The sequence below is a fragment of the Paenibacillus melissococcoides genome (assembly GCA_944800085.1).
GTDB lineage: Bacteria > Bacillota > Bacilli > Paenibacillales > Paenibacillaceae > Paenibacillus_B > Paenibacillus_B melissococcoides.
Genome location: CALYLO010000008.1, coordinates 157,505 through 180,007, shown reverse-complemented (window position 1 = coordinate 180,007; position 22,503 = coordinate 157,505). Strand labels below are relative to the sequence as shown.

The window sequence follows — 22,503 nt, the reverse complement described above, 5'->3', positions numbered from 1 at the left end:
GTCTATTCACGCTCTTTATATTTACTAAATTGATATATAGGAGGATGTACGATGGTTAAGAAATGGTGCAAAAAAAGTGCACTCATTTTGTTAACGGCTGCCCTTATGTCAACCGCCTTACTTGGCTGTTCTTCCAGCACGAACAAGAGCAGCGAGAGCGAGAGCTCTTCAGATGAAGATGTAACGTTGACCATTCTTCATAACTGGAATGGCTCCAGTGGCGCTGACATTGACATGACCCCCGTACAGGAAGTGATTAAGGAAAAGACAGGAGTCACCGTCAAATTTGATTATACGAAAGGCAGTGAGCTGGAAAAAATAAACGTCATGTTCGCCACCCAAAATCTTCCGGATATCTATACCGGGCCAGCTTGGGGCGGGGAGTTGGACGCCATTGTCAAGGCGGCGAAGGAAGGACAATTGGTTGATTTGTCGGACAAGTTAGATCAATATCCTAACCTTGCCAAGACCATCGAGAAAGAGAACGTTCCCCGAATCGATTTATAAGAATGCGATCGATGCTTACGATGGAAAAAAATATTTAGGGCTTGCTGAACAATCATTTTTCAAAGGTTTTACAAGGATTTCTGGACTCTAACTCGAAATAAAATGCAAGGAAAATGCGAATTTCTTGCAAAAAATCGTGCACGTGGAGTGAACCAACATGTATCGTAGAACCGAAAGCCAGCTTCAGTTGTTCGAAGATTTCTACTTGCCGTTTGGCGGTAAATTAAATAAGGAGAACCGTTGGGTTCAACTGGCCGCTATCATCCCGTGGTGGCGGGCAGAAGAATTCTACGCGAAGTCGTTCAAGAAATCAATGCGCGGCCAGATCCCCTTGTCTGTTCGTATGGCTTTGGGAGCGCTGTACATTCAGGAACGTATGCAGCTCGATGATCGAGAGACGGTCCAGCAGATCACCGAAAATCCGTACTACCAGTACTTCCTTGGGCTGCCGGCGTTCCAAGATAAGCCTCCGTTCCATCACTCGCTGTTGACCCATTTCCGCAAGCGATTGGGTGCGGATGTCATTGAACGAATCAACGATTGGATTTTGGAAGAGGACGCAGAGCGAAAGAAGCAGGAACAAAACAAGAGCGATCCTCAAGATCCTCCAGGCAGCGGCCATGGCTCTGATGGAACATCCGTTAATGAAGACGGCAAAAGCAAAGAGAAACCATGCAACAAAGGCACCTTGATGCTCGACGCGACCTGCGCACCGGCCGACATCTCGTATCCGACCGATTTGAAATTATTGAACGAGGCGCGGGAAAAACTCGAAGCGATCATCGATGTTCTGCACGAGCCTTTCGTCGGGAAGGCCAAGAAACCGAGAACGTATCGTCAAACCGCCCGCAAATGCTACCTCGAGATCGCCAAGAAACGGCGAACGGGTGCCAAATCCATCCGGAAAGCGGTTGGCAAACAGCTTCGTTATGTTTCGCGTAATCTTGGCATCATCGAAATGCTGGCAGCGAAAAGCAGCTTGAATCAACTGGGTTCGCAGCAGTATCGGCAATTGCTCGTCATTTCCGAGCTGTATCGTCAACAGCAAGAGATGTACGACAAACGGACACACTCGGTGGAAGATCGAATCGTCAGTCTTTCCCAACCGCATGTACGGCCGATTGTCCGCGGGAAAGTGAATGCTCCCGTCGAGTTTGGGGCAAAGCTGGCGATCAGTCTGGTGGACGGTTACGCTCGAATGGAGAAGCTGTCCTGGGATAACTTCAACGAAAGCATGACACTGAAAGCTTCCGTGGAGTCGTTCGTCCAGCGATATGGATGTTATCCGGAAGCCATTCTAGCCGACCAAATCTACCGAAACCGGGAGAACCTTCGCTATTGTAAGGAGCACGGCATCCGTCTGAGTGGTCCAAACTTAGGACGTCCGAAGAAAGAAGCGGAACCCGATCGGAACCAGGCCAGACAGGATGCTTCAACGCGTAACGCGATCGAAGGAAAATTCGGAGAAGGCAAACGCTCCTACGGACTGGGGCGTATTCGAGCACGCCTTCGAGAGACAAGCGAAACGGTCATTGCTCTGCAACTGCTTGTTATGAATCTCGAACGCAAGCTGCGCGTTCTCTTTTTGCCGATTTTCAGACTGCTGCTGAATCTGTGCCGTCAGCCTCTGTGGCCTAAAAGGCAATATGTTCAGCAAGCCCTATTTACTGTATCAGAACTATCCGGCCACTGACCAGGATATTCAAGACTGGCTGTATGGGTTCTATGTACGCAAGGATATTGCCGACCAAATTGGCGTCAATCCTCAATCCGTTAAGACCGTCGAAGATTTCTATCAATTTCTGAAAAAAATTAAGGATGCCAACCTTACGGTCAACGGAATGCCCATGATCCCATTAGGCGGATTCAGCAACGGATGGGCGGTCAATTTAACGAATTCCGCATTTTTCCCGGCAACTTATGTCGATAAGGGCGACGGCACCTTTGAACACAGCTTTTTTACGAAGAGTTATGAAGATTATACCTTATTTAACCGCAAGTTGATCGAAGAAGGATTATTAGATCTTGAGGCTTTCACCCAGACGGATCAAATTGCCAAAGAAAAGATCAATCAAGGTCGTGTAGCTGTTCTGGGAGTACACTTCCCGGCAATATATGATGCTACCTTGGATTATGTCAAAGCACATCCTGGTACAGAATTCGTTCCTGTCGGGCCATTGGAGCGTGCGGGAGCGGAACCGAATCAACCCGCTGATTTAAGTGCCCAGGGTTCTAACGTTACGGTTATTCCGAAAACGACGAAAAATGTCGATGCCGCTCTTAAAGTGCTGGACTTCCTGGCATCTGACGAGGGATTCTTGTTGTCTGTATACGGAGTCGAGGGTGTACACTGGGAAATGGTAGATGGCAAACCGAAAGCGAAACCAGAGTGGTTCGAAAAATTCGCGAATGACCCAACAGGCAAAGTACGCCAGAATGAAGGGATTGAAATTGGTTTTAAATCAATCAGCGGACTATTCCGTCTAGGGTCTGTTGGCAACGGCGACATTTATGCTGACCCGGTTCGCCAAAAAGCGATTGAAGAGACGCGAAAGATTTTCCGCCCGAACGGTATTCGCATGGTTACCGAGATTAGCCCTGGTGATGTGATTATTAGCGCGCCGCAATGGGAGACGCTGAAACCATCGATGGATAAGATTGGCGATGTGTGGAGAGAAGCGATCTATGCCAAATCGGATGAGGATGCGTTGAAGGTGATCAATGAGCTCAGAAAACAAATGGTCAATACAGGCTATAACGAAGCAATGCAATATGTGAATGAAGAACTCAAAGGCAAGGAAGTCAGAAGGTTCCAATTAGATAACTAGAAAATGAGAAGACCAAAAAAAGGAGAGCGCTCATCCGTTCTCCTCCCCCTACAAAATCACACACAGGTAAGGAGATATCGATTATGACGACAACCTTTAGACCGCCATCTGTCCCTCTTGTTACGGTAGATCCGTATTTTAGCGTCTGGTCTGGAGCTGACCATCTCTATGATGATCACACCAGGCATTGGACAAATAAGCGACATGGAATGGTCGGACTTATTCAGATAGACGGCAAGGTCAGAAGATTCATGGGGAAAATGGATCTGGAGGATGGCATGCAGCAATCCGAGCTGGAAGTTATCCCGCAGACAAATCTACAAATCGATCCGCTCACGACAACGTATACGTTCGAAGGAGATGGAATTGTACTTGAAGTCCAATTTACAACGCCGCTATTAATGGATGAGCTGGAGCTGATATCCAGACCAGCGACCTACGTTACCTTCCATACGTATGCGGTAGATGGCCAATCTCACGATGTTAAGCTCTATATAGATGTTACGGGGGAATGGTGTGTTCATGAACCGGAGCAAGAGATTGAATGGAGCCGCCATCACATTGGCCGGCAGCTGAATCTGATGACCATGGGAACGATAGATCAGCCCATTCTACAGCGTGTCGGAGACGATACCCGAATCGATTGGGGGTACATGTGTCTTGCTGTGCCTCAAGCAGACCATATTCAGACGGCGATTCATTCGTATGACATCCGAGCACAATTTATCGAGACCGGAGAGCTTTCTGAAGCAGATGATACGAGTAAGCCCCGGAAGGTATCTGACCATATGCCCGTCATGGCTGCCACGATCGACATGGGTCAAGTTGGCGGCGCTCAAGTATCGGAGTACCTGATTCTCGCTTATCATGACGTGTATTCCATTGAGTACTGCAAGACACGATTAGAACCCTATTGGAGAAGAACAGGTGCAACATTCCATGAGATGCTCTTGTCCTGCTCGCAACAATATGAAGAGGTTATGCAAAAGTGTTCACACTTTAACCAGAATTTAAACGAAGAGAGCCGGGCTGCTGGCGGTGATAAATACAGGGATATACTAGCTTTAACGTATAGGCAAGCCATTGCGGCGCACAAGCTCGTCGAAAGCAAGAACGGAGAAGTGCTGTTTTTCTCCAAAGAAAATTTCAGCAATGGTTGTATCGCGACAGTAGATGTCAGCTATCCTTCGATTCCACTCTTTTTGCGATATAATACAGAGCTTATTAAAGGGATGATGAGACCGATCTTTGACTATGCCCGGAGCGGAAATTGGGCATTCGAATTTGCGCCGCATGACGTAGGCACGTATCCGAAGGCGAACGGTCAAGTATATGGTGAAAATAAACTGGAATATCAGATGCCGATTGAAGAATGCGGCAACATGCTGCTGATGGCTGCTGCGATATGCAGATTTGAACAGCGCGCTGAATTTGCCAAGGATCACTGGGAACTGCTTACTCAATGGGCGGACTATTTGCTGAAGTACGGTCTCGATCCTGAGAATCAGTTATGTACGGATGACTTTGCCGGTCATCTTGCTCATAACGTTAACCTCTCGGTCAAAGCCATATTAGGAATTGGCGCTTATTCCTACATGTGTTCTCTCCAAGACCTCGAGGAGAGCGTGTTATATCGAAGCGCAGCAGAGAAGATGGCGGAGCAATGGGTGAGCATGGCGAGTGCGGGAGATCACTTCAAGTTGACCTTTGATAGTTCGGAGAACTCGTGGAGCATGAAGTATAACTTGGTATGGGATCATCTGCTGGGACTGCATTTATTCCCGAATCATGTCATAGAAAAAGAACTCGCCTTCTACGAAGCAATGAAAAATAAATATGGAACTCCGCTTGACAGCAGAAATACGTATACGAAAGCAGATTGGCTTGTCTGGTGTGCTTCGATGGCATCGAACCCTGCCCAATTCGAGCAGCTTATCTCTCCGCTGTGGGACTTCATGAATGAAACTCCGGATCGAGTTCCGGTTACGGATTGGTATGATACGATCACAGGAAAGCAGATGAACTTCCAGAACCGATCGGTTGTAGGGGGATTCTTCATTCGTCTCCTTACGAATCATCAAGAAGTGTAACAGAATGAAACCATTAAAGAAGAACTTCAGGGACTACCCTAGTGTCATTTAGACAGTTGGGGTAGTCCCTGACCGTGTCCCGACTGAACCATCGACAATATCAGCCGTTCGTTCCACATGCCGCTCCCTCACCTGCCCGGTCGTCATCAACCAATTGGGCAGGTGCGTATAGTTATGTATCCCGAGCTGACGGCCGTCGAGAGAGATGCGCCATTTCCATAAGAGGCCGCCCCCATAGTCATCATCGACTTCAGGATAGCCCCGTTATGATTTTGACGTTCCTCTTCCCGATTACCCCTTTTTCCTCATGACCAGCAATCCGCTTCCGCTTAGGATCCCAATTCCGGCCGCACTATACAGGCTGATGAGCATCTTATGGCTTCCCGTCGTTACAAGCCTCATTATAAAAATCGTTGTTTGCTTATTTCTTACTCGATTCTTACAAATTTCTTATATTGCCCATTGCGGTTACAGCAGATAACAAAAAAATAAAAAATGTGATCTATTTCACGGAAATGCGCGCTGTAGATCCGTAAACTAAAAATCAAGCAAGTACTTACTTGATGAAAAGAAAGGAGACCATATTCGTGAAACAGACGGTAAGAGAAAAAATGCTGTCAGCCGCCTTGGAGAATATGGCGGTGCATGGGTTCAAGGGTACGACAACCAAATGTATCGCCCGGCAGGCAGCCATTAATGAAGCGACGATATTCAAGCATTTCAAAGGCAAAGATGATCTCATTCATGAATCATTAGCGCAGCAAATGACCATGATAAAAACAAAAATCGATACCTTTTTCCACACCGATCATGAAAACATTCGTGAACTACTGCTGGCGAAGATTGAATTTATCAATGAGATATATGAACAGCATAAAGCTTTCTTCTTAGTCACCATTAGAGAAATGGGCAGCAAAGAGCTCGAATTTATGTATCCTTCGATTTTCGAATATATTACGGAGGAACTCAAAAAAGAGATTGCCAAGATGGCGGACGATTCGATCACGGAGGATGAAATCAGCGGCATCGCGCTCATCGCGAACAGTGTGCTGCTGACCATCATTCTTGAAAAAGTGAAGGCAGAAAGTTTTGGGCATCCGGTTCGATTGAATATGAAAAAGGAAATGCTCGTTGAATTTTTGCTTCGCCTATGGGGCGGATAGATTTCATAAAGAGAGGTGCATGGAATGAAATGGATGGAGAGAACACTGGAAGATATCTTTAAGACGCTTCGAACAAATAGAGAGAACGGACTCAGCAGTAAGCAAGCAGCGGAGATGCTGGAGCAAAAGGGCTACAATGAGTTCGAAGAAGAGAAGAAAGAGAGCATCTGGGCGAAGCTGCTGCATCAGTTGTCAGAGGTTACGACATTAATCTTGATTGTCGCCGCCATCATTTCCACTTATCTTGCGGTGACAGAGGGGCATGACTATGCGGAGCCGATCGTTATCATCGCCATTGTTATTCTGAATGCGGTGCTCGGCATCCGTCAGGAGCTTAGCGCGGAAAAAGCGCTCGACGCTCTTAAAAATATGAATGCTCCACTGGCCAAGGTTGTGCGTGATGGGACGCTGCAGCCAATCAGTGCGAAAGAGCTCGTGCCTGGTGATATTATCGTGGTCGAAGCTGGAGATATGGTTCCGGCGGATGCCCGTATTATAGAGAGTTCCAATTTGCTTGTTGAGGAGTCTGCCTTGACGGGCGAGAGTGTGCCTTCAGAGAAAAACGCAAATGCCGAAGTCAAGGAATCCGCTCCGCTCGGAGACCGGGTGAATATGCTCTTCTCCGGGTGCTTGGTCACAAATGGCCGCGGCAGAGCCGTTGTTGTAGCAACCGGTATGGAGACGGAAATGGGAAAGATCGCTTCCCTTCTCAACAATACGAAGAAGAGCAAGACCCCGCTTCAAAAGCGCCTCATGGAGCTCGGGAAGAAGCTAAGCGTCGTGGCTGTCGTATCTGGCGCGCTTGTCTTCTTCATTGGCCTCATGCACGGCGAGACGATGATGGAAATGCTGATGACCGCCGTATCCTTGGCCGTAGCGGCCGTGCCGGAGACACTGCCGGTTATCGTCACCATCACCCTGGCATTCGGCATTCAGAACATGGTGAAGAAAAATGCAATCATTCGCCGTATCCCGGCGGTAGAGGCGCTTGGCAGCGCTTCGGTTATCTGTTCGGACAAGACGGGAACGCTGACACAGAATAAGATGACGATTCAGCAGATCTGGGCGGTCTCTCATGAGCCGAAGGACGCCGGTGCTGAATTCAATGACACGGAGAACGATCTTCTCGTCATGTTCAGCCTGGCAAGCAACGCATCCATCGAAGAAAAGGACGGAGAAGAGACGGTGATTGGCGATCCGACCGAGTCCGCGATTATTCGTCTCATGCTGAATAAAGGAATGACCAAGGCAGAGCTTGAAGCGAAATATCCGCGTGTGCATGAGCTTCCCTTTGATTCGTCACGGAAGCTGATGACGACGGTGCACCGCACCGCGGATGGCTATATCTCCATTACCAAGGGCGCCTTCGACCGTATTCCGTTGGATCCGAATGCAGCCTGCACGAGTCAGCACCAAGAAGAGGCACATCGCGTTCATGATCGATTCGCAGAGCAAGCCCTTCGCGTCCTGGCGCTCGGGTACAAGCACTATGATGAGCTGCCTGAGAGGCTGGACGCCGAAGAATTGGAGCAGGGCCTCCGCTTCGCCGGTCTCGTAGGCATGATTGATCCGCCGCGCCCGGAGAGCAAGGCTGCGGTGCAGGCCGCCAAGGATGCAGGAATCAAGACGGTCATGATCACGGGAGATCATATGGCTACGGCATCGGCCATTGCCCGCGAGATTGGCATTCTCGAAGAGGGAGACCTCGCGATATCCGGCGAAGAGCTGGCGCGCATGTCCGATGAGGAGCTCACGCGCAAGGTCAAAGATATTGCCGTATACGGCCGCGTATCCCCGGAGGACAAGATTCGTATCGTCAAAGCTTGGCAGGCCAATGATGCCGTCGTCGCGATGACCGGCGACGGGGTGAATGACGCCCCTGCCTTGAAGGCTGCGGATGTCGGTACGGCTATGGGCATCACCGGGACAGATGTAGCGAAGAGCGCTTCGGACATGGTATTGACCGATGATAACTTCGCAACGATTGTCGATGCCGTTGGGGAAGGAAGACGCGTCTACGAAAATATACGCAAGACGATCTACTTCCTGCTAAGCTGCAACTTCTCGGAGATCATGATTATGATTATTGCGATTCTGCTCGGATGGGGAGCGCCGGTCATCGCGATTCAATTGCTCTTGATCAACGTCGTCGCTGACGGTATTCCAGGCTTCTGCCTGAGCCGCGAGAAGATGGAGCCTGATGCGATGCAGCAGAAGCCAATCGCGAAGAATGCCGGCATTTTCTCCAATGGCTTAGGCAAGAAGATTGCCTTTCAAGCAACAGTTTACACGATTCTGACGTTAATTGGCTTCTATGTAGGGAACTTCGTACAAATCTCTGATCAAATCGGACCTTCCTACGAGGTTGGACAAACGATGGCCTTTATCATTCTGGGCTGGTCCTCTGTCGTTCATATTTTCAATGTGCGCAGCAACACCTTGTCGATCTTCACGATCGGGTTCATGTCCAACCGGCCATTGTTCTGGTGCGCGATGCTGTCACTGGCGATCGTATTCGGCGTAGCCGTGATCCCGGCGCTGATGGACATCTTCCACCTCGTGCCGCTGAGCTTGGCCCACTGGGTTCTGGTTACGGTGCTGTCGGTCATCCCGCTCGTGGTGGTCGAGCTTATCAAGCTCAAGAAGCGTGCACAACTCAGAACGCAATGATAGATTCGAATGCGGGGCGGCATTGCGCCGCCCCAAGCATTCGAGCAGAAGCTTGATCTTTACCTATCGTCCTGATGAGGAAATGCGGCAGCATAGTTCTTCAAATAGGAAATCACAGAATTTGCGATGGATCGGTACTTCAGCGCTCCCTCTCCTCTAACCCTCCATTTATATCCATCGAAATAGACTAGCAGCTCAATATTCTCCCGGATCATCACGACATATTGATGCCTCGAAATGACGCGTAGGTTGATTCGCTCCTCGTCGATTGCGACGGGAAACTCGTTGAAATCGCGTTGGTTCAGCTCCTTGATAGCTTCTGAGAGGACAGGCAGCAACGCGCTTTTTCGCTTTGTTTCCATTCGCCAGGAATAAGGTGTCCGATAAAAGGTAGCAATCTTTACTTTTTGATATTTGACAATCCATCGATTATTCCCGTCTTGCGTCATCTCCAAAAGATACGTCTGCCCGTCCCGCCTAACCGTAATCATGCCCGCCCACCCCCAGCCTCACGCAATGATGTACAAAAAACAGGCCAAAGCTTCGGTTTGACCTGTTGATATGGGCCACTCTACAAAAGCGAAGTCTTCGGCTCCGAGATCCAATATCCTTGAAAACCATCCGCAACCTCCTGCATGCGCTGAAAATGCTGTTCGGTCTCGATACCTTCTGCAATAATCTGAATCCCCATCTCCTGAAAGGGATGCATCAGTTTCTCGACCCATTGCAGGACACTGTCGTCTTCACAGGCATGGACGACTTCCTTGGCCAGCTTCATATACTGTGGCCTCAGCCGCAGGATGAAGGGGAGAGACATATACCCGTATCCGAAATCATCGATCGCGAAATGAATCCCCGCAGCGGACAAGCGCTCGATATGTCCGAATACCAACTGCTCGTCTTGAATCGCCGCAGGCTCGGCGAATTCAATAATTAGCGGATACTGGTTATGGTATGGCAGCGATTCCGGCAACGGATTTCTTGAGAACGGATGTGAATTGAGAAATAGAGGCAGGCGTCCCGAGTACTGTTCGAGGGCCAGTGCCTTGCATTGCAGATCAATGGCATTGATGCACTCCATCTCTTCGAGAGAACTGGCGAGGAGCTTGGCCAATACCTTCCCGGAATCTGCCCCTCGAATGAACGACTCGTATCCGATAGTGGATTGCTGCTTATCAACATTGGGTTGGAATATCGGATATATCTCCAACGTTCGTTTATGGGGCATCCACTAAATCCCAACGAATCCGTCCCTTATAATTTCCCGCATAAGCATGGGGATTGATCTTCATCAAAATGCCTTGCTTCTCTGCCCAGTCAATGGATATCTCTTGATCGTCCTGGGTAACATGGGTGTAGACATACGCAGCAATTCCCGGTTCCATCGTGGTTTCAATTCCATTCTCGTCGACATATATCAATGCATCCTTCAGCTCATTCCCCCGGTCATCGGTAAATGGTTCGGCCAACGTCGCCGAGAGCCGCCATGAACTGCCTTTTCCGCGGGTGTCTTTCACGCGAATATCCCAATCCTGATTTCGTGTGGACAAGGAAGCTTGGCTTGCTATTTTTGCTTGTTCAAAGCTTATATTTTCTGCAGCATTCGTGAAAACCAGTTTGCCCGTCACATGGACCGTTACGATTTCAATATTGGATTTCCGGCCCGTATCATCTACGGCATAAACTTCGATTTGATGCGTGCCCACTGGCAATTGAACTGCCGGAATCGCGTATTGATAAGCAACTTCTTCTCCTTTGTTCGCGGAATTGGCCGCTTGCGGAGCAAAGTTCACCGGTTCATTGCCGTCGATGGCATAATACAAATCCACGGTGTCGCTATCCAGGTCGCTCCAATGCCCTGTCATGTTATATTCCGTGCCGGCATCAACAGGGATTTCCTGTCCGGCATCGGTTAACGTGATAGTTGGCGGATTTCCTACCATAATCTTGAGCGAGGCTGTATTGGAAATCAGGCCGTCATCATTCGTGGCATAGACTTCAAACGTATTTTCTCCAAGCCTGAATAGTTGATGGAGCAAGATATAGCTCCATTCAACAGGTTCGGCTGACTGTCCGCCCCCCTGCAACGCCGTATGCAGCAGAGAAGAATTTACGATAAAATGCAGCCTGCCTTCAGGATTATCAAGATCTTTCCAAGTCCCCGTCACCATATAGTCCTCACCGGCATTTAACAGAACGGGCCCTTCATCAAGGATCGTCACTTCCGGCGCCCGGATGGCGTGAATCTCATAAGCAACGGCGTCGCTGGTGCTTATATTGTTTCTTCCTACGACGGTGAATTTTTCGGTCACGGGTGTGTTTAGCGGTAAGCTATTCACTTTAACCCGAAATGAAATTGTCTGCTCCTCATATTCAGCGCTCATATCTTGAAGGGGAACGGCCAACGTTTGCCCTGACCAGTAACTATCATTCACCGGTTTCGTCCCGTGGCGATCGGTGAACGTCAGTGAATTCGGAACGTAGGTGACATGATCATTGATCGTTGTCATCCCGAATATATTTTTCCAGTTCTGTTTGCCCGAGAAATATTTCGCGGTGATGGTGTAGGTTAATTCCTCCCCCTTATAGACGAAGTCGCCCTGGCCGACAACACTTCCGTCTTCTCTCGTTATCGTTTCCGTGACTTCGCCATTGACGAGTCCCGGCACGCTTTCGAACACAACCCGATTCTGCGCATATTTACTTCCGGTTGAACCGGTAAAACCCCAATAGACCTGGTTCGATCCGAAGACATTCTGGACATCAATCGGAATCGTCACCGGATTGGTGCCTTGCAGATGATATGTCAATTGCTTGTCAACCGCGTTCCACTTGACTTCGAATTTACGCCATGTATCATCCGATAATGTCCCCGTATATTGAAGATCCTTATGAATCATTTTTCTTGCCCACTCAAACAGCGGTATATAATAATCTTCATACGTACTCGATTTTCCCGGATAGTTCCATGCAATGTGGTTCCCGCCGGCACTGTCCGTATCAAACCGGCCATCACCAAGGCCATTATTATTTACATACGTGTCGAACTCAACCGCCAAACTGTTTTGAATTCCATTATACGGACCGTTATGATCTTGTGATGCCCATACACCAAGGCTTGCGCCATTGTTCGCTAACGCATTGGTGCCCTTCGGATCATTATGCATAACAAATGCAATGCCGTCCGCAGCGTTATTTCTTGCGTTGCCGAAATATAAATACATGGATGCCATAAAATCGTGCGTCAAGTCCATCATATTGTTCGAGGTTGACCAGATTCCGCCCCTTTGATACGTCGCGTTCGGCGTGATTTCTACGATTGAACCGTTAATTACGGAACTGTTCGAACCCGTTGGTGTCGTAAATATATTTTCCAGGGTAACACTGGCCGGAGGAAGATTCGCATTGCGCGGCATCGCCATCCGCTGAAAGGTTGCATAAGTTACATCCATGACAGAATGGCCATAAGTCGCATCCGTGACCGAACTGCCATTATCGGGCATCGTAACGAATATATCTTCTGCCTCCGCATTCGCAGCTTCCCCCTTGACTGGCCCGAACCACGCGAAGCTGGGGAGCAGCATGCAGAAGATTAACAGCACCGCCAACTTAGGACGAGGAAATTTTCGGTTAAACTTCTTCATAGTTTTCTCCTCTTTTTTTCCGCAGCAATAACACAATAATGAAAGCCAATATTGCAATGATCGCGCCCATTCCGAGGAAGATGAACATATCCTTGCTGCCGCCATCCGTGTTAGCCCCGGTTGTAACGGAGTTTTCGTTGATTTGCTTCGCCTCTTCCCCTTTGATCTCGAACATTTTATCGAATTCCCAACTCTGCTTGCCGTCACTGGACGTTACATATAAATGATATTTTCCGGATTCGAGCCGCCCGCCTTCCCAACGAACCGGGAACTCAAAGTTAGAGTTCGGAGCCATAGACATATCGCTTTTTTTCGTTTCGTACAGCGACTCTGATTTGCCTTCTTTTGTGATTCTGGCATTGACTTCCAGATTATTCACAATAACAGGTTCTATATTTTGCAGGTTGGCAGTAACTACCGGACGATAGTTCATCAAGCCCGCCTGAACTTCATTTAGCTTCAGAACTGGCTCTACCGTTTTTTCCGTTTCAGATAATTTGACGCCAATGACATAAGAAAATTGATTTTTTAATTGCACCTGATTGCTGCTTTCAGGTTCATCGGTTTGATTGAGTTGGTAAACATAGAATCCGCCTAAAATGACTCCATCGAACGGCTCTTCGGGCATTTGAATGGTAAACGGAACTTCCTTCGTTTCCTTTCCCTTCACCGATACCGTTTGTTTTGGAGAGATCAGTTCGGAAAATGCATACTTCAATGAACTGTCTTTTTCATGCTCGTGTTTGCTGTAATCAATCACGCCGTTTTGATTCGTTATCGCGGTGTTCGGTTCAATCATTAACTCGATTCGTTCGGCCGAGCCGTTTTTCACGGTTAACGATATCGTCTGTTTTGAACCGGGCTCCATTTTCAAGTCAAAGTAGGTAAGATTTTTATTGATTTGATTTTCGGGGATATTCGCTTTGACCGAGTAATTCATCGAACCGGCAAAGACCCTATCATGGCTTGTGACGATTCCCAGTCCAATCCATAATAAAACTAACAGCATCCTTAAACCTTTTTTCATTCGATATCCCCTTCCTCACCCTCATAGAACGCATGTTCATGCCAGATTGTAACGTTGAACTTGGCTCGACATGTTTACCGCCAAGTTCAACGAATGCAACGATGTTAACTTGGCGCGTTAGACAATTCCCACGTGATTACGGCACTGTAATCTTCAAGCGCTTCCCCCGAACCCGCCAACACCTGAAGCTTGACATTGCGATTGTCGCCCTCCGTTCCCGGGAATACGACAATCCAGGTTCCCCGGCCGGCGCCTTCCTTCGCGGCCATCACCAATTGGGCATCCTTATTCTCGAAGACAACATCATGGGCTGCAGGAGGAGAAGACACATTGCCGGACTGCGATTTGACTTGACCGTTGCGCAAGGATAACACGGCGCCGGCCAGCACTTTGCCATCCTCGCTTTTGAATTCGGAAGCCATTGCTTTCAGCGTCCACCCATCGCCCGTACCGCGCTTATCCGAGACTTGGATGAACGGACTTTTATTTTTCGCGTGATACGACATGGTCCCGCTTCCGATGGTCTGCGTTCCGAATTGAATATTGGAGACATAGTCCAGCGTCAATGCGCCGCTGTTCCCCGTGCCTCCATTGCCCGGATCTTGGGGATCAACAGGCTCGCCTGGATTGGGATTGTCCGGATTGTCAGGATCGATCGGCTTCGTCTGTCCATCATTCGCCGTAAATCGAATCGAGCTGGTGGAAGTGGCGGTACTGGCATCTGCCGCTTTTACCGTATAGCTTAACAGCGTCGTTCCGGCCAAAATGATCCCTAATGCCAGTAATCTAAGCACCTTCATCTCTTTGCCCTCCTGAATCTCTTTATTGCGGAGCGTCCAGCAGGCTCCAGTACAAAGTGGATTCATAGTCACCGGTCAAGTTACCGGCCGGAACTTGAATCGTCACTTGGCTGGCGTCGAACTTATCGACCCATGTACCCATGCCCGCGTTGGCTGCCGCCACCATCAAGTTCTGCGGATCCGTTCTATCTGAATCGGTGCTCAATTGCACGGCTCTCGCTGTTGGGGCTGTGGATACATTATCTGACGATGTTATTAGCGTACCAACCGGAAGCGTGACAATGGCTCCTTTCAGCACTTTGGAGTTATCCTTCTTATCTTTGAAGGGCGTAGCCGATACTTGCAATGTCCATCCCGCTCCCGTACCGCGAATATCGGTAACTTGAACGTTTGGATTTGTCGTCGTTGTTGTGTAGGTTACATCTCCGCCTGATAGAGTGTGGGAAGCAAAAAGCAGCGGCGAGACATTGTCGATCGTTAGTGTCCCTTCATTTCCCGTAGCCCCGTCCGGCACACTTGGTTCAAGCGGCGGCGTTACAGCGTCTTGTGACGTTATCGTAATGCTTCCTGTAGAAGTGGCAGAGGAGCTTGGCGCTTCCTCCGTGCCTGCATCTTCCGCGCTTGCCACTGCAGGCGTCACGAATAACAGAATCGTCGCGAATAATAAGAAACCTTTCTTGAGGCCGTTCTTTATACCTTTTTTCGTCTTCATTTCTCCACTACTCCTTTATTTATATGAGTTGCCGGTACAACGTTCAGACCCTATTCCCGAACCGTGAGCCCCCCCTTTCTGCGCTACATTTCTTCCATCTCTATGAACGTCTGTTTTTCCATTTGCTGTATTATTCATGCTGCCGATTCAGACTTAATTTATTTTAGGGCAACATCCAACCGCTAACTTCCTCATTTTTTCCGTTGCGAAGCAAAATAAATGGCAGGAAAGTACTAGGGCGTGTATGCAAACCTTAAGCCAACCAGATCATGGAAGAGGCCAGCTTTAAGAAGGCAACAAAAGTACAGGCCAATTTATCGTACCGAGTTGCCAGCCGACGATTATGTTTGAGTTTGTTGAACAGGCATTCGACCAGATGACGCTCTTTATACAACCACCAGTCGGTTGTACGTTGGATCGTGCGATTCTTCTTACTGGGAATGACGGAATGGGCCAGTTTCTCTTCCAAAAGCGCAATGATTTTATCGGTATCGTATCCGCGATCCGCCAAAACATGTTTACCTTGTATGTCTTGGGTTTGCAGGATCTCATAACCCGTTACACAATCATTGATGTTGCCTGCGGTTACTTCGAAGCGTAGCGGATTGCCAAGGCCGTCTACAACGGCATGAATCTTGCTGGTTAATCCTCCGCGTGATCGTCCGATGGCTTGGAATTGCTGCCCCCTTTTGCCTCCGCGCCGTGTTGGTGAACACGAACGATGGAAGCATCGAGCATAACACTTTCGTCATCGGGATTGGCAGCCAGAACGTCTAGCATTCGATCAAAGATGCCTGCTTTCTCCCAGCGGCGGAAACGACTGTAGACACTGCTCCAGGAGCCATAATGCTCTGGCAAGTCTCGCCAAGGCGCACCAGAACGAATCACCCAAAGCATGGCATTGAACATTTTTCGGTTATCGATTGCCGGACGTCCACCCTGTGGTTTCCGTTCCGGTGGCAAGAGGTCTTTGAGTCGTTCCCATTGGTCATCTCGTATCTCATATCGTCTTCTCATAGGATAAGTTTACCAGATATTTGGCTATTTCGATAGTTTGCGTACACGCCCTAGAAAATGAAAATCTGTTTCTAATAAAGAGACAAGATCATGCATCGACCGGATTTAGGGATTGGCAATCCATCCAGTGAATAAAAATAAGGATACTTTACAGTATCCCATTGATATGACCACGCTATAGGTGCAGTGTATCTTTAATCATATTAATTTCATAATTGGAGAGTAAGGGACTAACTTGAATGACAGGCACCTCATTCGTGAGGAGAGCATAGTTATGCTTATTCGTTGTAATAATGACATCTACATATTGATGAGCAACAAGATGGGCGATTTCTTGGGCTTGGTTGGTTGTAACTATTTTAATTTGTCCATTTAAGTGATCCAGCAGCTTCAACATGGCATATCGCATGACGCCGGGATCACTCATATACAATAATATGGTTTTTTCTTTTAATTGGAGATGATGACCTTTCCTGCTGGCTACGAAGTACATCGTAAAATCCGCAATGTCATCTTCCCTGATCGAGTCCGCATACTTGGAGTAAAGTTGAACAGCTTCCACAATCGTGTGATAGAGCACAGGTTCTCTGCTTTTAATGACTTCTTTGTGCAGGTTAACGTAGCTATGTATCCGAGTCACCCATCTTACCCTCGCAGAGAGACAATATTCATGAATTTGCTGCACTAAGATATGGTCCTGCGAAAACGGCAATTGGGTTTGCTCTTCTATATATCGTACCGAATTCGCTACCGTATCCCATTGGTGTTGGACAATGGTTCTTCTTGAATGATTAGGTGCAATTCTGGACGCGCCAAGGATCAGCGCTGCGCCATAATGCAGTTCATGAGTGGGGAACGTAATGTGCAATGACGCCAGATACCTCTCAACAAGCGGAAGAAGCCAATCAATCGTTTCCCCCAATTCCGCAAGCAAGTGAGGGTAAACAAACTCAGTGATATATTTTTTTTTGGCCATCCGGTTCTGCCAAACCGACAACATGATCGGGAGCTGTATATACGTATTATCTGAAAAAGTAAAATCGCCTTCATTTTCAATCTTTTTCATAAAAGTGTACATGAAATCTAAAGATTGCTTTTGAATCCATCCCGTGCAGTTTTTAGTTACGTAATAATCATAATAAAATTGACGTAAATGAAATTCCTCTCCATTGATTTTAAGCGGCTTCATGTCTAGTCGAAGATGGTATTTTTTCAACTCTTTCCTTACCATCTTTAATAATTTGCTGACTGTGCTTACACTATAGAAGAGCGCGCGGCTGACCTCGACCAAAGAACAGCCTGAATCATTCTGAATCAAAAAGGACATCAAATTTTGCATTTTGTCGGTTTCTTTGATGACATGTTCAAAAGCCAAATTCGAATGATTATCGGGCCGATGCAGGTAAACCCCTTTACCTCTTTGGCTTACGATAAACCCATTCTCTGGTAAGAAAGACTTCAAAAGTTCCAGATCCTTCCTGACTGTTTTGGCGGAGCAATCCATCTTCACCGCTAATTCTTGAGTTGTTATCCATTCTTCATGATCTACTAAATATTGGTATAATTTGATTAATCTGTTTGGTGTTTTCATCCGCTTCTGCCCCCTTGACTATATCTCTCTCTGGATACTTATACAGCAATATGTACTCCGCTCAACCAAAATATTATAATTTTTAGTTCCAAGCGGCACAGTCGCTTATTCCATTGAGTTAGGAATGTAGGAGCCTGGTAAATCAACAATTTACTTTAAATTTAAAATTCCTATACACAAAATAGTATATTCATACTAAAAAACTTTGTTTCTATCATACTCTGATCCGTTTTAATGTCAACTTCTCCGATTTCGTTCACTATGCCACGAAAAAAACACAGAGACCCCCTCTCTGTGTTTTCCCGCTTCCAAAGATTTTATGTTTTCACCTTTTCCAGATAGAAATAGACCAGCCCCATAAAGACGCTTCCCCCGATAATATTGCCGATGGTGACGGGAATCAGATTATGGAGAGCACCGTATACCGAGATGCCGGGCCGGTGTTCCATAATCAAGGCGATCGCAAATGAGGTCATATTGGCGATGCTGTGCTCGAATCCGGAAATAAAAAAGCAATACACAAACAGAATCATCGCAAACAGCTTCGGCCCGTCACCCTGGAGACTCATCGGGATGAAGAACGCCATGCAGACCAGCCAATTGCACAGAATGGCCCGGAAAAATAGCTGCAGCGTTGGCGCGTCCATCTTATGCGTAACGACATCATAGAAAAATACGTTGCTGTTCGGTTCGCGGAATAATCCGGTGCCCCATAAGAGAGCGGCGAAGAGGGCGCCAATAAAGTTGCCCGCATAACTGGCGCTCCACATCTTTAGCACGTCCCCCCAAGTCGTCGATCCGCGCAGCGTAGCGAAGGTAAAATAAAAGGTATTTCCCGTGAACAAATCGCCGCCCGCGTAGCCGATCAAAACGATAGCCGCGCCGAATGTCACAGCAGCCGCCGTATAGGCGAACGGCGAAGCGCCTTCGTCGAACAGGTTGCCCGTCTTAAACGCAACGACAATGCCGAACCCGATAAACATACTTGCCAGGATGGAACGAAGCAGATACTGAAACTTGCCGGAGTCCCACGCCGCCTTCTTTTTTAATGCCAAGACCTCCACCTGATCTAATGCATGCCGCTGTTCCATAATTTACCCCTTGTCCCGATTCTTTTCCTGTAGCATGCCTCTAAATCATATCTCCCATACGCGCATATCCATTCATGCGAGCCGGGTCTGCTCCCAGGCTTTGCTCTGCCGGCATGCGGCCCGCAAAAAAGCGCATCTAATTTACGGTTATCGTTCCATTGCTGGTGATGAGCTCCAATTTATTGGCGGCATCCCCAATGGTGCCTTCATTTGCTGTATATAGATAATGCCTTTCTTGCCAAAAGTGAATCCTTCCATCCCCCCTGATCTTCCTGGGTAACCACAATTTTATTCCCGTCAGGCGAATGGTCACAGGGTCGCTCTTCTTGTCTTGCTGCTTCCCTTCACAAGCAATGGTGATTTGTGTGGATTCCGTTTTTTGAACTCAATATCCTCTGTCCCCCCGCTCCTTGGCAGCCAACAGCTAACCCGCCAACCGTAATCAAGATAAGCGAAGCAAATATCGTTTTTTTCAATGTTTATCCCTCCATTCATTTCAAATGGGTATAGCAGTCGATTTTTTTCTGATGCCAATAGATAAAGGAATCAGGCTGATTCCAGCTGTCATAAATGCATTCATCAACGTTGCTGGAATGGTTGCCGCCATTTTATCGAGACGAACCGTGGGATAGCTTGGCTTGCATGATTTTTTTCCGTGGCAGCGGATAGGTAAACAACATTTGAATCATGCTGCTCTTGTATTCCTCAATGACTAAACGCGACAAGATAAGCTGACTCAAGCCCATGACGGCACCATTACGGTCGAGAGTGAGCCTTCGCAAGGCACCTCGGTCGAGATTAGGCTGCCGAAAAAAGGACGCCCTTAAAAAGGGAGCGGGGCATATCGGATTGTTAGTCCGGTAGCCGCCAATCCTTGGACAACGCGCCTTAGTTACTAAACGTGTAAAAACACAGAAAAGCCCCGATGCAATCCATCGGGACCGAAATAATGAACAGACTGTATAACCAGATTCTAAAGAGAAGATCAAAAAAACGGCATCTCTGCCGTTTTGCTTACATAACTAGTGGGTTCTGAGGGGCTCGAACCCTCGACCTGATGATTAAGAGTCAACTGCTCTACCAACTGAGCTAAGAACCCATAATCGATACTGGGTCCAAGGGGGATCTCTGCATCCCGATTGAACGAAGCTATTATGGTGAGCGGCACCACGAAGTGATAGTCTTCGTAACTCATTACTTCTTTATTATAAAACTTTTCAGCAGAATTGTAAACCGAGTCAGACCGATAAAATATTGGTTGATTTTCCTGTTTTGCTCTAAATTCTATATATGTGTAAGATGTCATGAATCGGAATAGCTGGAAGATCGTTTGTAATATATGCGGATATAAGAAGAGACCGTAGTTCCGTTAGTGTCACATTTACAGAGATAGGTGCCGATCCATCCGTAAACGTTACATGAAGTTTTCCTGCTACTTTGGCGCCATTCGTAATCGTTAATGTTGCAACTTTCGTGCCCCCTTCAGTCGCTGGAACCCCAGCTGTGGTAATCGTGCTACTCGACGTTCCTACTCCTGTTAACAGTTCTTCTACCTTTACGGCAACTTTCTCATTATTCGCTGCTGGTGCTTGGGCTGTAAATTGTACATTCGAACCGTCTGCTGCTACATCCCATCCGGCAATCGAACACCCGAATGCTGCAGCAACTGTATCCGCCAGCATTCCCCCTTCTCCAGGTTTATCCGATGTCATAATGTTTACAGTTACAGATGTCACACCGTCTGTAAATTTAACGTTAATAGGTCCCGCATTTGTTGAAGACCCGGGAAGCTTCAATGATACAACCTGTGCCGTGTTTGTGTTTAAGTCACCAGGAGTAGTGATTGTGCTTGTCGGTGCGCCTACTCCCGACGCTACAAAGATAATTATTGAAACATTTTCATTATTGTCGGCAGGTGTTTGCGCTATGAATTCGACATCAGAGCCGGTTGCCGCAACATTCCAACCCGGAATAGAACTGCCAAATGCAGAAGCAATTTTCGCAGCTACCTCCTCAGCGGTTTCTATTCCTTCTAAGTAGATTTGTACGCGAACAGGCCTTGTGCCGTCTGTGAATTCCGCATAGAAGGAAGCCTTCGCTCTTGCACCATTAGAAATCGATAATGTTGCGACTTGCGCAGTGCCTGCGCTTCCCTCAACGCCTAAGGTAGTAATCGTACTACGTAACGTACCCACACCTGTTCCGATATCCTCTACTGTAGCTATCACATTCGCATTATTCGCTGCAGGGGTATCAGCTGTAAAAAGTACATTTGTACCGCTTGAAGTTACATTCCACCCCTTAATAGAGGAACCAAATCTCATAGCAATTTCTGCTGCTACATCAGCTGCTGTTTCCGTACCAGTCAATCTAACATTTACAGTCGCTGGTGTCATTCCATCTGTGAACGTTGCACGAAGTTCTCCCGCTGCTGTTGCATCATTCGTTATCGATAGCGTTGCAACTTGGGCGATACCCATAGACGATAAATTTTCTACGTTAGTCGTATATGTCACACCGGTAACAGTTGGTAACGTTGGTTCTGGAACTGGTTCCGGCTCTGGTTTTGATTCCGGTTTAGTTTCCGGTTTTGATTCTGGCTGTGATTCAGATATATATACTACTTCAGTTTTAGTTTTAGACTCGGGTTTACTAGGTTCACTTTTAGAGGTAGATTCTGGCTTTGTATCTGGTGCAGGAGTCTTGCCGTCATTGTTTGTTGGCAACTCTAGAGTTGAGTTTTTCGCTTTATCCAGCATCACAACGGCCTCTGCTCGGGTTTAAAATTATGATCTGAATAACCTATAATAATTTTTTGAGAAGCTGCCGCACCTATTGCACCTTTACTCCAAAATGCTATTGATGAAGCATCCTTAAATACATTTATTCCCTTTTCCTCGTTAGGTATATTCAATAGTTTTGCTACAATAACTGCCGCTTCTTGACGGCTTAGGAATTAATTCATTTCACCGAACGCAACTCCGATTGAGACAAACATCAAATTCATTATTAGAACGATCATCAAAACTTTTCGGGTAATACTTCTAACAATCATTTGAAACCTCCACTTTTATTTTTCTTTAGTGCTCAAAACAAGAGTAGCCAGCCCCTTCTGGATTCCCCCAGGAATCTTTTTGGGTAATAAGTAGTGATTGAGTATAAGTAAATCTGTAACGATACACTCCTTAGGACCTATATTTTTAGTACTCTCATTTTATCGGCTTTCCCTGATCTTATTATTAGAAAAAGGCTAGCTTTTCTTCTAATGTTATATAAAACCAAAACGGATTTGGCTGAGAAACTGAAAAAAAGGACAGTCGTAAAAGACTGCCCTTCCTTGATTTAAGAATCAATTTCCTCACC

Annotated in this window: 17 protein-coding genes, 1 tRNA gene and 1 pseudogene; 6 read left to right on the top strand and 13 right to left on the bottom strand. The window is 47.3% G+C overall.

Annotated elements, in window-relative coordinates; all coding sequences use genetic code 11:
* Nucleotides 1-51 precede the first annotated feature (51 nt).
* The 6 genes from OCY70_RS25685 to OCY70_RS25660 all read left to right on the top strand — a co-directional run bounded on the left by OCY70_RS25685 (nucleotide 52) and on the right by OCY70_RS25660 (nucleotide 9,258).
* Nucleotides 52-507, top strand: coding sequence for an extracellular solute-binding protein (locus OCY70_RS25685; RefSeq protein WP_261945269.1), 456 nt, complete (start codon nucleotides 52-54; stop codon nucleotides 505-507).
* 157 nt (nucleotides 508-664) lie between these two features.
* Entirely contained in the window at nucleotides 665-2,200 is a 1,536-nt protein-coding gene (locus OCY70_RS25680; protein WP_261945270.1) for an IS5 family transposase, read from the top strand.
* Entirely contained in the window at nucleotides 2,154-3,335 is a 1,182-nt protein-coding gene (locus OCY70_RS25675) for an extracellular solute-binding protein (RefSeq protein WP_249725555.1), read from the top strand. The genes OCY70_RS25680 and OCY70_RS25675 overlap by 47 nt, the downstream gene beginning before the upstream one ends.
* Before the next feature lie 83 nt (nucleotides 3,336-3,418).
* Nucleotides 3,419-5,425, top strand: a complete 2,007-nt coding sequence (locus OCY70_RS25670) for a glutaminase family protein (protein WP_213430698.1) — start codon at nucleotides 3,419-3,421, stop codon at nucleotides 5,423-5,425.
* Between the two features lie 587 nt (nucleotides 5,426-6,012).
* A complete protein-coding gene (locus OCY70_RS25665) occupies nucleotides 6,013-6,588 on the top strand; it encodes a TetR/AcrR family transcriptional regulator (protein WP_213430697.1) in 576 nt (191 codons plus the stop codon).
* A 24-nt stretch (nucleotides 6,589-6,612) separates the two neighbouring features.
* Complete coding sequence (locus tag OCY70_RS25660; protein ID WP_213430696.1) at nucleotides 6,613-9,258, top strand: cation-translocating P-type ATPase; 2,646 nt, start codon at nucleotides 6,613-6,615, stop codon at nucleotides 9,256-9,258.
* Nucleotides 9,259-9,317: 59 nt separating this feature from the next.
* Here OCY70_RS25660 and OCY70_RS25655 read toward each other — a convergent pair whose 3' ends face one another.
* The 13 genes and pseudogenes from OCY70_RS25655 to OCY70_RS36295 form a co-directional block, all read right to left on the bottom strand.
* Nucleotides 9,318-9,749 carry a hypothetical protein gene (locus tag OCY70_RS25655; RefSeq protein WP_261945271.1) on the bottom strand — a complete coding sequence of 144 codons (432 nt, stop codon included), beginning with the start codon at nucleotides 9,747-9,749 and terminating at the stop codon, nucleotides 9,318-9,320.
* An 80-nt stretch (nucleotides 9,750-9,829) separates the two neighbouring features.
* Nucleotides 9,830-10,486, bottom strand: a complete 657-nt coding sequence (locus OCY70_RS25650) for an EAL domain-containing protein (protein WP_213430694.1) — start codon at nucleotides 10,484-10,486, stop codon at nucleotides 9,830-9,832.
* Nucleotides 10,476-12,902: an L-type lectin-domain containing protein gene (locus OCY70_RS25645; protein ID WP_213430693.1), complete on the bottom strand. Its 2,427-nt coding sequence runs from the start codon at nucleotides 12,900-12,902 to the stop codon at nucleotides 10,476-10,478. Before OCY70_RS25645 ends, OCY70_RS25650 begins: the two co-directional genes overlap by 11 nt.
* Complete coding sequence (locus tag OCY70_RS25640) at nucleotides 12,889-13,929, bottom strand: DUF916 and DUF3324 domain-containing protein (protein WP_213430692.1); 1,041 nt, start codon at nucleotides 13,927-13,929, stop codon at nucleotides 12,889-12,891. Before OCY70_RS25640 ends, OCY70_RS25645 begins: the two co-directional genes overlap by 14 nt.
* Nucleotides 13,930-14,033: 104 nt before the next feature.
* The gene (locus OCY70_RS25635; protein ID WP_213430691.1) at nucleotides 14,034-14,729 is read right to left on the bottom strand and encodes a WxL domain-containing protein; all 696 of its coding nucleotides are present in this window, start codon (nucleotides 14,727-14,729) and stop codon (nucleotides 14,034-14,036) included.
* A gap of 22 nt (nucleotides 14,730-14,751) precedes the next feature.
* Nucleotides 14,752-15,441 carry a WxL domain-containing protein gene (locus OCY70_RS25630; protein ID WP_213430690.1) on the bottom strand — a complete coding sequence of 230 codons (690 nt, stop codon included), beginning with the start codon at nucleotides 15,439-15,441 and terminating at the stop codon, nucleotides 14,752-14,754.
* 253 nt (nucleotides 15,442-15,694) lie between these two features.
* A protein-coding gene (locus tag OCY70_RS25625) for an IS5 family transposase (protein ID WP_390955176.1) occupies nucleotides 15,695-16,458 on the bottom strand; the annotation gives its coding sequence in 2 pieces (ribosomal slippage) (nucleotides 15,695-16,128 and nucleotides 16,128-16,458; 765 coding nt in all).
* A gap of 175 nt (nucleotides 16,459-16,633) precedes the next feature.
* Nucleotides 16,634-18,049, bottom strand: coding sequence for a BglG family transcription antiterminator (locus tag OCY70_RS25620; protein ID WP_213430811.1), 1,416 nt, complete (start codon nucleotides 18,047-18,049; stop codon nucleotides 16,634-16,636).
* A 317-nt stretch (nucleotides 18,050-18,366) separates the two neighbouring features.
* Nucleotides 18,367-19,140, bottom strand: coding sequence for a formate/nitrite transporter family protein (locus OCY70_RS25615; protein WP_213430812.1), 774 nt, complete (start codon nucleotides 19,138-19,140; stop codon nucleotides 18,367-18,369).
* A gap of 514 nt (nucleotides 19,141-19,654) precedes the next feature.
* A pseudogene (locus OCY70_RS36300) lies at nucleotides 19,655-20,072 on the bottom strand (hypothetical protein); the annotation flags it as partial.
* 94 nt (nucleotides 20,073-20,166) lie between these two features.
* Nucleotides 20,167-20,239: transfer RNA gene (locus OCY70_RS25605), tRNA-Lys, on the bottom strand.
* A gap of 178 nt (nucleotides 20,240-20,417) precedes the next feature.
* On the bottom strand, nucleotides 20,418-21,902 hold the full coding sequence (locus OCY70_RS25600) for a hypothetical protein (protein ID WP_261945273.1): 1,485 nt from the start codon (nucleotides 21,900-21,902) through the stop codon (nucleotides 20,418-20,420).
* On the bottom strand, nucleotides 21,899-22,054 hold the full coding sequence (locus tag OCY70_RS36295) for an S-layer homology domain-containing protein (protein ID WP_213430814.1): 156 nt from the start codon (nucleotides 22,052-22,054) through the stop codon (nucleotides 21,899-21,901). The genes OCY70_RS25600 and OCY70_RS36295 overlap by 4 nt, the downstream gene beginning before the upstream one ends.
* Nucleotides 22,055-22,503 lie beyond the last annotated feature (449 nt).